Raw genomic sequence first — 13,401 nt, 5'->3', positions numbered from 1 at the left:
ATAAGCCGAGTAAGAAATCGTTGAAAGAACGTCATGAATCATGGAGAGAATGCAGAAAGCAAGAACTTATTTTCCTGCCCCACTCCGGCAACGGCAGTCTGTCTGGCAGGTCATGCCTGTTCCACACGAATTCCCAGGAGACAGCTCATCACAAAGCGAATCTGCATTGCAGTTCCCTTCTCCAGCATCTGCCTCACACGTACCAAGATTTCTGGCATCCCCACCAGATTCTCTATTATTAGTACAGGAGAGGCAACGATTGCTCTCCGGATCCCAACCAAAGGCATCATCACAATGCTGAAGACCTGTAGCAGTTGACCGGTCATGACAGGTTTTGGTTAATGGATCAAAGGCATAAGGTGTACAACTCACGCCAGTACAATCAAATTCACATCCCTGCTCAAGCCTTGATCCTGAACCAAACACCGCTCCCGGAGCTTGGCCATTGCAAAAAGTATCAGCAATCCGTACACCGCGAACAGCAACATTGTTGTCATCACAGGTTGCTGCATTGAGTTTACAAATAGTGGTTATGTCCGTAGCTCCTGCATTACTCGTACACTGATCCTCAAACCAGGTTGTTCCTGCACGATTACAGACCCCTAACGCATCCCCTGCAACATGACCGTCGCATTGTGGTTCAGTGCAGGAACAACTGCCCGTACATTTAAACACAGGCGTGGTATCCTGTAACAGGCAATCATTCGTGCATTTATCTTCAAAATAAACCTGCCCTACCTGGTCACACCTGCCAATACGATATCCTGGCTGTTTCTGATTGCAGTACGAGTTCGCTCCACAACTCTGATCGCAGTAACATGCTGTTCCATAATCACAGTTTCCCGAGCTCCCACATTGACCAACACAAGAAAATCGACCTGAAGGGGTGTTGTAATGGTACTTTCCCGCACCAGAGCCAGTCGTACACACACGATCATGACTGCAGTTTCCCTGACCATTTTGAAAGATGCTTTCAAAGGTTTTTCCTGTAATATACTGTGTACATGCTAAGGGCGTTGCACTTGCCGTGTTTCGATAGGCTTCTTCTGGTCCAGAACAACGTTCATCATACCATGGTTCTAGTTTGTCAGGACATTCTGCAATACTTTCCCGTTTTTCGTCTGCAGCTCCCTGACAAACATTACCGCGAGTACCATCACAGCTGCGTTCAAATGATCGTTGATAGAGGTCATTGTCGTAAGGGTATAGCAGCATGATCGGGAGGGTGATAGGCCCCTGTGCAATTTGGCCACCGGCCAAGTCATAATAAGTTACCGTATACGTCGACGGTGACACGGGCAACGATGAGGCAAGGAAAAGATCATTGTTAAAGGAATAATGACTTCCGTATTCCTCGTAGGTAAAGCAACTGTTTCCCAACGTATAACTTCCATACATAACCGCATCATCACTACAACAGGCATGATTTGCTTGGAATGGGTCATCTAAAGAGCTGTAATTTCTCCCAACATAGGAAGCAAGGGAAAGATTATGGTACGGAAATGATGCTGTTTCAGTTCGATGAGGTAAACAATAAAACACCGAAACATTCATGATGGCAGAATGAAAGGGGCTTCCCAAGGAGCTTACCGAGAGATTAATAGTGTGATTAAGAGGACTGGTGTCAATACCTGGAAGAGGACGAGTAAAGGGATACGAGGACATATTCAGAATCGTAGCTCCTTGAGGAATGGTAACCAATGGCTCAGGACCCTGATAGAGGTACGTTGCCTCTTGTTCATCAAACCACATGAACCATGTTGTTGGACTATAGACGGCAAGGGAGCGTGTAGCATCGAGAATATAGCGATCTTCGATCGAGGCATAATTATCAGGGATGTCATCATACTCATTTGACCCATTTGGTCGTGCCTGTGCAGTGTCCATCACCAAGATGGTTATGTCTTGATAATCAAAAGACCCATTCTCTTCATCAAAGACATAGACGCTCACCTCATGAGGACCGGTATCATTCAAGGTAAGATTGTAATTTGCAGAACGGCTGGTCTGTTGGAAGAGTGAAGAGGTAGACCATTGTTGTGGTGCATTGAGATTACGAACAACACACTGAGATGCAAGAGTGTCATCAGTACAATTAACACTTCCTGATCCAATCGGAGGAATGCAGCAGGAGAAATCAAACCATTCATCATAGTCTTCCTTCCAGCCCCGATAAACATAATAATCAAGCATATATGTCCTATTGAAGAGGTCTAAAAACAGCGGGGAGTGAAAATCCTCATCAGGATCATAGGCATAGGGATCAATAACAATAGTTTCATTTTCGCGAAGAATGAGATCATACACTCCTGAGTAATTGCTAAAGGTGATATAATTAAGCGCGGGTTTTCTGTTCTCAATGGCAAACTGAAAGCGCAAAGGCCTTCCATCAATAAGCGAGTTGTTATCCTGGATGACATAGATGTCAGAATAATTTCCTGTTTGTGGGCAGAGATCATAGCGCTTACAGGGCTGAACCTCTTTAAAAACCGTCATGCCTTCTTGGAGATAAGGTTTTCCTCCTCGAGTTAATGAATAGGCATCAGTAACCATATCAAAGAACACATTGTTGGTATCTGCTTCAATGATCTGCATAGCAGTGTCATAAACATACATAAAACGAATATTCTGACGAGTGGCAAAAGTCAAGAATTTTGTGATGGGCTCACGACCTGCAACTGAAAACACTAAGGGATAATCAAGGTAAGAATCTACATAAGCATCAGAGAAAAGAATCTTGCTGGTAATGTTTCCCTCAGTGATGTTTAGGCCAAAATAGGCTGACAAGGTAGGGAAGTCAACACATGCTCGCGTTTTATTCGCAATGGCAAATTGGAGTTGTTCCTGAATAGAGGAATGGTCGCTGGTATTGACGGTATCAAACCAGCTCTCGCGGCAACGAACCCAAACTGTATAATTCGTTCCATTAGCGCTATAATTGAAGGACTGGAGTGCATTCATACCATAGCGGTCACAGAGTGCTGGCAGGATATGTTCTGGTCGTCTAAAGTTACCCAAGGTATCTTTGTATCGGGTATCATAAGCTTGAGGATCCTCAACGAGGAATGTATAACTGTCTTGCAAATAAGGATAGTATGGCACGTCGGGATGCCATTGACTAACGGTGAGATTAGGGCGGGCAATACCATAACTCACATTGATCAGCGTTGCGTTCTCACCAAAAACTGTTTGAGACATGTTCAAGGGAAGGACAAAAGAACCATACGCCAAGGAAGGTGGACCTTGAAACTGCTTTGTTCCTGGGATTTGTGTTTCATAGATTCGCCCACCCTGCAAGCTTGCAATTGCCAATGCTTCTTGAGTTGCAGACTCCAGACAAATCGTCACATAATAATCAAGCGCTGTTGTCTCCAATACATCTTCCATGATTTGGTCGACCTTATGCTGCAAGCGTATCTGAGACATGATTTCATTCACGTAAAAGACAAAACCAAAGGCTGCCAGAATAACAATACCAAGGATCATAAACATCGTTATTTGTGCTTTCATGGACCCTCTTTTCCAATAAGTTACTTTTTTGTCAGTAGCCATTTCCAAAGGGGAACAGAGAGAATCTTTTTTCCTTTGCTCCTCTCAGTCCCTTCTTCTGAAAATCAACAAGGTACTCGTTAACTGCTGCGGCATCCATGTACAATGTAGAGGGAAACTATTATCGAAATCTTTCCCTGTTCACAAACCGTTAAAGCCTATTCTTAGTTATAAAGGTTTCGATCGAAACGTTCATTTTTTGCTATTTCTGAACGTTAGAACGTTCGGATTACAGAATTACCTTGCTCCCATACACCGCCAGTAAACAGAATATTTATAAGTATGTGCAAGTGTTTCTTTATTCGGTGGGGTTTATGAAAAGAAAAAATTATTATTCTGCACTGATTAATTCTCAGCACTCTTAGAAAACCTTTCTAAAGACTTGAAACTGATGTATGGGAAAGGGTTTAGCAAAAGCAATCTGATATATCTATGAGGCTGTTTTATCTGAAATACCAAAAAAGTGAGACACTGTCTCACCAATTGTCATGGATCCATTATTTTCGAGGTTATTATAATCAAATAGATTGACTATAATGTGCCTTTCTTCTCCGCCTTTTGAGATTGGAATACTCACCCCATCAACAAGCAGTTTATGGAAACTTTCATTATCGGCAATGAGTTTTTTCATCTTTGTATCAATTCTTCTGTTTTGTTGATGAAATCTAGGACTTTATTTTCATAGTTATCTATTGTTTTTTGGTTGAATTTGATATTTGTTGCATAACTTGCATCGTGCCTGTCATCTTTTAATTGAGTGTAAAGCTCTGCATCATCTTTATTTATGGATAATTCATTTAACAATTTTGCTTCATCTTTTGTTAGAGGGTATTCTTTTACGAGGATGAGAATTGTTGCATAATGATTTTTTGAGGAAAATCTTTTGTTTGTTATTAATGCCAACGCTGAATGATAAAGTGCATAGTATAAAGTTACAATAAGCCAGTCATTGAATTTATGATGCTCTTTGTTTAATTTGTAAAATTCTATATTATGCCTTGCTTTTTTGAGATGGGAATTTACTAATTCTTTGTTTTCTGGAATTCTCTTGATATGCTTTTTTCTTATGAAAAAGTTTAGTTCATTTTCCAAATACTTCTTATCATCAAACAATCTTTCAATATTCACCTAACATTACCTCGTAAAAATTCTGTTCTTTGTAAATTGGAAAGCCTGTTTTTCTTACCTGAATGACGATATCGTCTTTGTTTTCGGTAAATTGGCTGATGGTTGCTTGGAATATTGAAATTGGATGTTTTGAAGTTATTTCTGCCTCTTTTTTATTCTCGGTTAAGTCTATTTTTTTGTTTGAGATTATTAGCAGGTCAATATCGCTTTCTTTTTGTTCTTCTCTTCTTGAGGCAGATCCAAAAAGAACAATGGTATAGACTTCTTTAGGAATTTCTCTTAAGAAGTTTCTCAACGGTGTTTTTACTCCAATATTTAGCTCATTAAATTTTTGTATTGCAATTTCTGAGAATTTTAAAGCAAACAGTTTTTTATCTTTTATTTTATAGAACGTGTTTGATTTTGTTTTTTCTTGGGTTAGAGTGTTGTTTTTTGTAAGCTTGTTTAACGTGTTTGTTAAAGAGCTGTCTGATAGTTTTGACAACCCCTTTATTTCATTGAAGTAAAGGGTGCTTTTCTTACTTTCAAAATACGCCTTGTAAACCTTTTCTTCCGGCTTCATTTTGATAATGGTTAGACAAGCTCATTTATAAATGCTTCTGTTTTTGGAGTGATTGCTTCTGTTTTTGGAGTATTTTTAATTAATTTTTGGTTTTTTGACGACACCGGATTACAGAATTACTTTCCCATACACCGCCAGTAAACAGAATATTTATAAGTATGTGCAAGTGTTTCTTTATTCGGTGGGGTTTATGAAAAGAAAAAATTATTATTCTGCACTGATTAATTCTCAGCACTCTTAGAAAACCTTTCTAAAGACTTGAAACTGATGTATGGGAAAGGGTTTAGCAAAAGCAATCTGATATATCTATGAGGCTGTTTTATCTGAAATACCAAAAAAGTGAGACACTGTCTCACCAATTGTCATGGAGCCATTATTTTGAGCTTCTAAAAATAGAAGATGATTTGTTCAAGCTGCTGTACCTGGTAGTTATCGACTCATATGAGAAACGGCAGACAGTCAGAGACTGGAGTCAGATGGTAAACCAGCTTGGCGTATACTTTGGTGACAGGGTGACAAATCAACTATGATCAGCAAGGAGTTTCAGCAAAAAAGATTACGGTCTCTGTTCATATTGTAAAATCCTTATTCCTGCTTCACTTTTTGCTATTTCTGAACGTTAGAACGTTCAGGCTGAACAGTTTCGTTAAAACAAGCGTTGTTCAGACACGAAAGAAACTGTTTAACTAGCTCAACTCCCCATGTTGGATTAACGCTGAGCCGCATAGAGCACCACAGATCATGTTCGCAGCAGTATTATCACCATCACTTCCACTGGTAAACATATGGCCAACAAGCCTGTTTTGTTCAATTTCACACCATCCACCTTTAATAGGGTCAGTATCATCATCGTTCTGATTAAAGCTACGAACAAAAACCACACAAGTACTTTCGGTAAGTAACTCGTTTTCGCTTCCACACCATGCTTCGTCATTCCATTCACCGCTTTCCTTGTGCCCATCATTACACAGAGACTCAAAAACATGAAGACTCTGTATTTTCCCAGTAACAGTAAGATCACCTCTCACCTCAGTTTTCCCAGTAGTAAGAGTACCTTCCACCTCAGTATTCCCCTTTGCCACAACCTTCCCTCCCGAAGGATACAACCAGATGTCTCTGTTGCCATAGCTGAAAATAGTAAAATCATTTCCATCTCCAAAGTTTGGATCATTAACGTTGTGCATAATTCCACCAAAATGTCCCTCTCCTGAATTCGGACTTATATCATCACTTAAAAAACGTAGATAGTAATAGGTTCCAGGATTCTTATTTCCCATACGGATATAGCGAACATCATTATACTCCCCGGTAATCTTCAGATCCGAAGAAACAGTAAGTAACGATGAGGCGGGCTGAAGGGTAGCAACGTCGAGTACCCCACCAATAGTTGTTCTTCCTCCAACAGTAAGGGTTCCAGCAATAGCCGCATTCTGATTTATCGTAAGACCATCCGCTGTCAAACCATCGTTGACTCTTGCTGCACTCTCGACAGTCAAACCATCATTGACAGTTACTGTGCCTTGATCTTTCGCCCGAATAGTGTTTGCATAAAGAATATCATGAAACGACGTGCCTGACGTCCATCCGGTAGCAACAACAAGGACAATACTTGCTAAGAGTACCAGTGTTCCAATCAAAAGATACACGTGCTTTTTCTCAATATTAATGGTTATTTGCATAATCAGCACCTCACAGCGTTTTTTTCCGTTAGTTTAGTTATTGGTTGATAGATCAGTTATCATCATTCAGTCCACAACAGACTGAAACAGGGAAGGGATAGTAGTCACAACCTGACAGGTGAGTTCCATCTGATGAAATGGTTACTACACAGCTTCCCGTTGTACAAGCACCCCAATTTTCCCAACCTTCTTCACTCTGATCTTCCTGGTTACAGCTCAAATCATAAGCACCACAATTAGTAACATCCATACAAACATGATCTAAGTCAGCTGTGTCGCAAAGAGCAGCATGAGAGCCTTCCCCTGAACCAGTCATTTGAGTAAGAGCAGTAATACAGGCAAGAGATCCACAAGTACTAGGGGGTGTTGTTACCTTAAGCTGACAGGTTGGTGGTGTACAGCAAATATTGTATTCACTATTCGGATCATAGGTAAATATATGCGAATTTGTCTGCTCTAAAAGTGATAAGACGCCGACCTCTTCGTTATTACAAGCAGTGCTTCGGAGCGTACAGTCTAATGCAGGCTCACGAACTGTAACCACAATCCTGTCCTGAATGATACGCCCATCATAAGAAGCATTCAGAGTTACATTGTAGGATCCTGCAATTGCATAGTTATGGGTTATGGTCTTTCCCGTACCTTGCGAAGCATCACCAAAGTCCCACAAATATGAATCCGGCGCAGTTCCAGCAACAACGGCTTCAAACTCAAACGAGGTAAGGAGCGCCTGACCTTCGATGATTTCAGCGTTAATAGAAGCCATGGTGGGAACATATCCGAAATCAGCCACATCAAGACGAGACATTGCACCTAAGCTTGGCCATGCATTCAGACCAATGAGATACGACCACTCTTCAGGACTGCTATTACGTCTCGTAACAACATTATACGACCAGCTATCATCTTCATAAACGCTTACATTACAGGCAAAAGGACTTCCACCCATACCTTGATTCAAGATGTTGTACGCTTGTACTGCTTTACAGATATCGGTTGTTGCGTTGAAATATGATACGAGCAGATATTTTCCATCCAAATCCTCACGCACCATGCCTTTTATTTCCTTCTGATTTTCTTTGAAGAGGTAAAGCCTGTCAAAGTCTTCAGCAACCGCAAGATGCTGTGTCTCTTCTCCCTGTAATCCTAAGAGATGCGTAGCCGTATTCCGTATCTTTGCAAAGACAAACTGTAAAAAGAGATTAAAGTTCTGAAGAAGGTTTCCACCGTTGAGCACAAGCTTATCACCTGGTTCTAAAGAGAATCCATGTAATTCCTCCTCTGCAAAAAGCATAGATTTCGTTTGGTTATTCCAGTACGCCATGATCAGTTCTCCATCAGCACATTCCTCGAATGTTGTGCTCCCTACATTATCACAAATTGTCGGAGTTTCCTGAAGGATCTCGTCAAGGAAATTCTGAACAGTATACCCTTCACTCTCCCATAAACTTGCACCAACAATGACACGCCAACCTTCACCAGTCTCGTAGTTCAGAACACAATAATTATTGAGTCCTTCTAAACCTAAAAAAGGGCCATTCCAAATCTCTGTTTCGCCCCAATAATTGGTTGATAAGTTATAGTAATCACAGAAAAGGGTATAATTATCTGAACTGGTACGGTTGACAAAGGTCAAGAGTTGTGTGGCCAATAAGGCAGTTCGCGTGGTCCAGACACTATCATTATAAGCTGTGCCGTTCCATCCGGTTGACAGGCAAAAGTTATCACGATAAAAATAGTTCTCATCAACACAGTTACGATCATCGACAGGATCACACTTATCATCATCGTAAGGACAAAAGCATTGGGTATTGTTCCAGCAGAAGCTTGCTTGATCATGATCCCAGTCCCATTTCAACGGAACAGGGCCATACCACTGGCTTGCTTTACAGACATAGATATCATTTCCCTCATCTGTTGTCTGGTTAAAGTACGTATATTCTGATTGACAAGTTGTCCCATTCCAACAGGCATTATTGCCACAGCATTCTGCACGAGGTGTTGGATCATACCAGGGAATTTCCCACGGAATGGCTGTTAGGTTCATGACTTCAGTTTCACCAAGCGTATATCGGGAATCGCTCTTATTTAACCATTGGTTTGTGCCAGAGCAGAACCATGATCCTTTGACCTCGCAAGGAATACTCTCTCGAATAACTCCGGAGCCAGCATGATCAATAACATAATCAGAGGCATTGCAGCCATACAAGTTTCCATTGTTTGCAAGCACCTGCATTTTCACATCATGGACGGCAACCAATGCACTGTCGGTAGTTGCTTGACTAAAATATTGAGCGCCATTTTCTGCGGCAAAGAAAGATACATTGTAAAGTTCCGTGTAAGGATTAGCTACAGTATAAAGAGCTCTACCTGTTCTCGGCATCGGATACAAACAGGCATTCACAAATTCCTCTGCATCTTCTTCCGCAGTCGCACTGATAAAGGAATTGTATCCTTTACAGGCATGAGACTCTGTTGAGGACCCGGTAACGGTGTAGTCAACCTGCATAATCCGTGTGTCGTGTGGTACAATCCTTCCATCCCAACAGGCATGTAAGCCCGCTGGATCTGCATAGTATTCATGCGGATCATCTCCGCAACACTGAGAGCCTGTCCATGCAGTTTTAGCGGTATTATCACAAGCTAAGGCGCTTTCATCAAGGTCATCAATCCATCGGCCACCTCCGCTACAGAACGTGTTATTAGTGTAACTCATACTATCCCGAGAAAGATACATCCGATCTAAACCAAAAACTGCTGCTGTATTTCCTCCAATATTAAATACGTCAAGCTTTCCCCAACGATAATGTACTTCATTCTTGATTGCCTCTCTATCACCCACAAACATAATAAGGGAGATGTCCTCTTGCTTAAGTGATGGTGGAAGTGGAATTTTAATATGGTGCCATTCATAGAGCTCATTCCCATCAGTAGAGTAGTCAATGATTCTACGATTAAAAAGAGGGGCTTTTGATGGATAAGAGATATTAAATTGCAGGAGATTAAGTTGTGATTCTTGAGTTAAAATGTCATCACTAATAGGATAAGCAGCACTATCAAAAATAGTAATGTTCCATAGATCAGTGGTTGTAAAAGCAATATCAAACTCAAGGAAAGAATAATTTTTCCAGTTAGTAATGCGAAGAGGCGCATCCATATAATCATCATTAGGATTGTTGTTGAACGAGTGAGCAACATCATTTATGAGTCCATAGATAAACCCAGACTCTTGGTCTATTCTTGCCGTAGCAATCCATAACTTCAAGACGTAATTTGCTGACGGATCATCAGAGTTATAATAATCAATAACAGACCCCAGAACCTCACCGGATCGCTTAACTTTAGGATTAGGGTTAGCATTCACATCCCATAACCCATTATTTTCTGTTGGACAATCTGCATAAGAGTAACCGCAACACACTGCCCAGGATCCACGATTACCTTCATCGTAGCAGATGACCCTATCAGTATCAGACCCAACAGGCTCGTCTTCCGTAGTATCGCTTAATACAAGATATTGACTTGCAAAAACATAGGCCCTACTATTTGTTCCGTTTGTCTGGAGGGTAAGATTATGATATCCCTTTTGTAAGTCACCATTAAAATATATTGGTAAATTGCTAAATTCTTTGTTATTCAACAGCTCATCTCGATGGAAAGTTCCCGTTCCTTGACTGGTTTCATTATGCGTAAAGAAGGAACTGTTTGCTTGGATAGCATCACCTTCAAAACCACTGCCTTCACAAACAATTCGTGTAAGATTCCTTCCAGATCCTGCGTCAGGAAGACAGGAAATCCATGCACTTTTGTCCTCATCGTATGTTTTTTTAGGGAATTGTATATGGATACCAAGATCCTCAAAAAATCCAGCATCGGGGACAACACCCCCATTACCCCCTCCAGATTCCGGCAGATCAGGAGGTGGTGTTACGGTAATTCCTGAATTTGCATTTCCCAAATCTAAACCCGGAGCCTGTCCTTCACGCTGACTCTTGCTCAGATTAAATGCTCCAAAAGGATCGCATGCAATCCATTGAGGATTATTTGTAGCACCCCATCCTATAACATCATAAACAGGACGGTCAAATGCCCCCTGCGGTTTGGGAATCTGCCAGCAAGATTCATTAAGATTTATTGTATAGATCTTCCACAGGTTTTGTAGCGCCGATGCTTGCTCCCATAACCATGGACCTTGCGTCTCAATGCCAGGATTTCTGCCTAATGGATAAGGACATCCTGTACCCCCTACATACGTATCTTGATCCTGAAGCGCATTCTGATCAACATCTTGACGAACACAAAGAGAGATAGGAATATTCGAAATATTCGCAATCATACCTTGATCAGCAAGGGCATCAGAAACGTTCGTACCATCACCACAACAATTCGGATTAGTAAAATAGCCAGGTTGTTCAGTAACATTTACCGAGGCAGGAAGAGAACAATCAAATGGTTTTGTATGTTCTGGTACACCATCTTCATCACTCAAATCATACGTATGAGTTCGTGCAGTAAGGGATGGGGGAAAGGGTTCCCACCATGGTTCAGTCAGATCTCCTTCAGTAGGACAGTTATCTCCAGTACAATCCCCACTAAGGGTAACATTCATGTAAATACCCTGCAAATTATCAGCTCTTCCTGATGCACTAATAATACATGAAGGAACTGGCGCAGATGGGGTAGTATTGAAAAATGGAAACATGAATTGAAAGGGGTCAGTGAGCGTGTAAGTTGTGTTACACCAATTCACTCCATTGCAATCCGCAAGAGGAGTAACACCATTGTACCATGTACACACGAGGCCAAGCCCACCTACACAGGATCCTTCAAAACAGACATTTCCCCCGCCACATTCTTTGTCTGTACAGTCGTCGTCTGCACAGTCTTCATCTCCATCACCATCGTTATCAAAACTATCCCCGCACGAATAATATGTCGGACCAAAAACTACATCTTCAGTAGCACAGCTTCCTGTATTAGGGTAGCCTCCACAACTACAAGAGCAATCCTTGCAATTATCAGAGGATCCTATCTGACAATCGTGGTCAGCATCAAAGTAACAGTCGTTCAAACTATACCCAGAACATCCATCATAACAACTATCTTCGCTAAAACATGATGCTGCCTTAACCGAAGGCATCGAAAAGATAAAGAAAAGTGAAGAAAATATTAAAAATATCGTCACCAAGAAAGATAGCCGTACAATCCCGTTAAATCTTTGAGAAGTTTCTCTGGTCCAACCCCTTTTTTTGTGTGTGAGTTCCATAGCAATCTGCGTATATTAAATATCACAATTATTGTCCTTAATAAACTTAACGATTAAGACGAAAGATTAAGGCAACCAACATAAGGTCAGTATGCCAACTTCCATCGGAGCAATGCTGCAATTCCTCCCAAGCCATCCAGTTTCTTGCCACCTTCATGGTCGTTACTCACCATCATAATCTCTCCTTTGGCAGCATCGGTCATTTTCAGTAATTGATCAATTGCTTCATAGGTTCCTTTTTGGCGTGCGTGCTGAATAAAAGAATCAGTAATCAATAATGTTTGTACTGCTCCTGCATCAACTGCAGCTGCTGTCTCAGTAATACCGTACGCCGCAAGTTTATCTTTGGAAATCTCTTGGAGAAGCTGCTCGACAAGAGTCATCTCTTTGGAGATACGATCCTCATGAAGTGCATGTTGCGTTTCTGGCCTCTTGAGCACCTCTTGGATACCATGCTCGCCAGCATCACTGCAGGTTGCAAGAATAATCTTTTTTCTACATTCAGAATCTTTTAATTCTTTGAGAAGGTCTTCTTTCCAGAACGCAGGACTGCCAATAATAATCTTATCAAGCTTGTACCGGGTATCATATTCCACGATCAGTTTCAGAAGATCAGCATAAAAACTTCCTTTCTTCTGTTCTGAAATACGTTTCCGTTGGACCTCTCCCTTAATGCTGCTCAATAATTGGTACCCTGAGGGTTTCATAAGGGCAAACAATGCCTCTTCGCGATCAAGAACAAGGATGAGTATTTTAGGATGTTTTGCTTTTGTTGCCTCACCCAAGCGTTCAATCTGGTATGTTAACCATTTTTCCTTTTGAATGACAACGATACTCTGTTCCTCAACGTTGATCGTATGATAACTTCCGCGGGGAACATCCTCTGGTCCTTCAAGGATTTTTCCCGATACCCGTAAGATGGTTGCAGAAGGATGAAATTCTACCTTCGCTGCATGTATAGTAAGCGTCACCCATTTTTTGATAATTTTTACCTGGCGTTCCTCTCCAGTTCCTAATTTTATTTTTCGCTCTGTCCTACCACTAATCTCGTCACCAGGATCAATTAAATGGCTGAGGTACCACAGGTCATCAAGAACCGTAACTTTAAGCTTTACTTTGCCATGTTTCAAATCTTTATGGATAATCTGCATAGGAGGCACCAGTTAAGGGTTTTCATTGAAAACACAATTCACAAAACGCACGCCACCACTATGGCG

At 41.2% G+C, this 13,401-nt stretch carries 7 protein-coding genes and 1 pseudogene; 1 reads left to right on the top strand and 7 read right to left on the bottom strand.

Annotated features, from left to right (window positions below; genetic code table 11):
- Window positions 1-66: 66 nt before the first annotated feature.
- The 4 genes from HYW21_03285 to HYW21_03270 form a co-directional block, all read right to left on the bottom strand.
- Window positions 67-3,552: a hypothetical protein gene (locus HYW21_03285; protein ID MBI2548348.1), complete on the bottom strand. Its 3,486-nt coding sequence runs from the start codon at window positions 3,550-3,552 to the stop codon at window positions 67-69.
- Between the two features lie 427 nt (window positions 3,553-3,979).
- Window positions 3,980-4,180, bottom strand: a complete 201-nt coding sequence (locus HYW21_03280) for a hypothetical protein (GenBank protein ID MBI2548347.1) — start codon at window positions 4,178-4,180, stop codon at window positions 3,980-3,982.
- Window positions 4,177-4,677, bottom strand: coding sequence for a DNA-binding protein (locus tag HYW21_03275; protein ID MBI2548346.1), 501 nt, complete (start codon window positions 4,675-4,677; stop codon window positions 4,177-4,179). Before HYW21_03275 ends, HYW21_03280 begins: the two co-directional genes overlap by 4 nt.
- Complete coding sequence (locus tag HYW21_03270; protein ID MBI2548345.1) at window positions 4,667-5,239, bottom strand: nucleotidyltransferase domain-containing protein; 573 nt, start codon at window positions 5,237-5,239, stop codon at window positions 4,667-4,669. The genes HYW21_03275 and HYW21_03270 overlap by 11 nt, the downstream gene beginning before the upstream one ends.
- A 267-nt stretch (window positions 5,240-5,506) precedes the next feature.
- Between HYW21_03270 and HYW21_03265 the strand changes: the two are divergent.
- A pseudogene (locus HYW21_03265) lies at window positions 5,507-5,769 on the top strand (hypothetical protein).
- Window positions 5,770-5,925: 156 nt separating this feature from the next.
- Here HYW21_03265 and HYW21_03260 read toward each other — a convergent pair.
- The 3 genes from HYW21_03260 to HYW21_03250 form a co-directional block, all read right to left on the bottom strand.
- Complete coding sequence (locus HYW21_03260; GenBank protein ID MBI2548344.1) at window positions 5,926-6,918, bottom strand: hypothetical protein; 993 nt, start codon at window positions 6,916-6,918, stop codon at window positions 5,926-5,928.
- A gap of 52 nt (window positions 6,919-6,970) precedes the next feature.
- Window positions 6,971-12,058, bottom strand: coding sequence for a PKD domain-containing protein (locus HYW21_03255; GenBank protein ID MBI2548343.1), 5,088 nt, complete (start codon window positions 12,056-12,058; stop codon window positions 6,971-6,973).
- 212 nt (window positions 12,059-12,270) lie between these two features.
- Window positions 12,271-13,335: an mRNA surveillance protein pelota gene (locus HYW21_03250; protein MBI2548342.1), complete on the bottom strand. Its 1,065-nt coding sequence runs from the start codon at window positions 13,333-13,335 to the stop codon at window positions 12,271-12,273.
- Window positions 13,336-13,401: the final 66 nt, after the last annotated feature.

The sequence above is a fragment of the Candidatus Woesearchaeota archaeon genome, assembly GCA_016187565.1.
GTDB lineage: Archaea > Nanobdellota > Nanobdellia > Woesearchaeales > JACPJR01 > JACPJR01.
The sequence above is the reverse complement of the archived record's forward strand: the minus strand, read 5'-3'. Positions and strand labels throughout refer to the sequence as shown.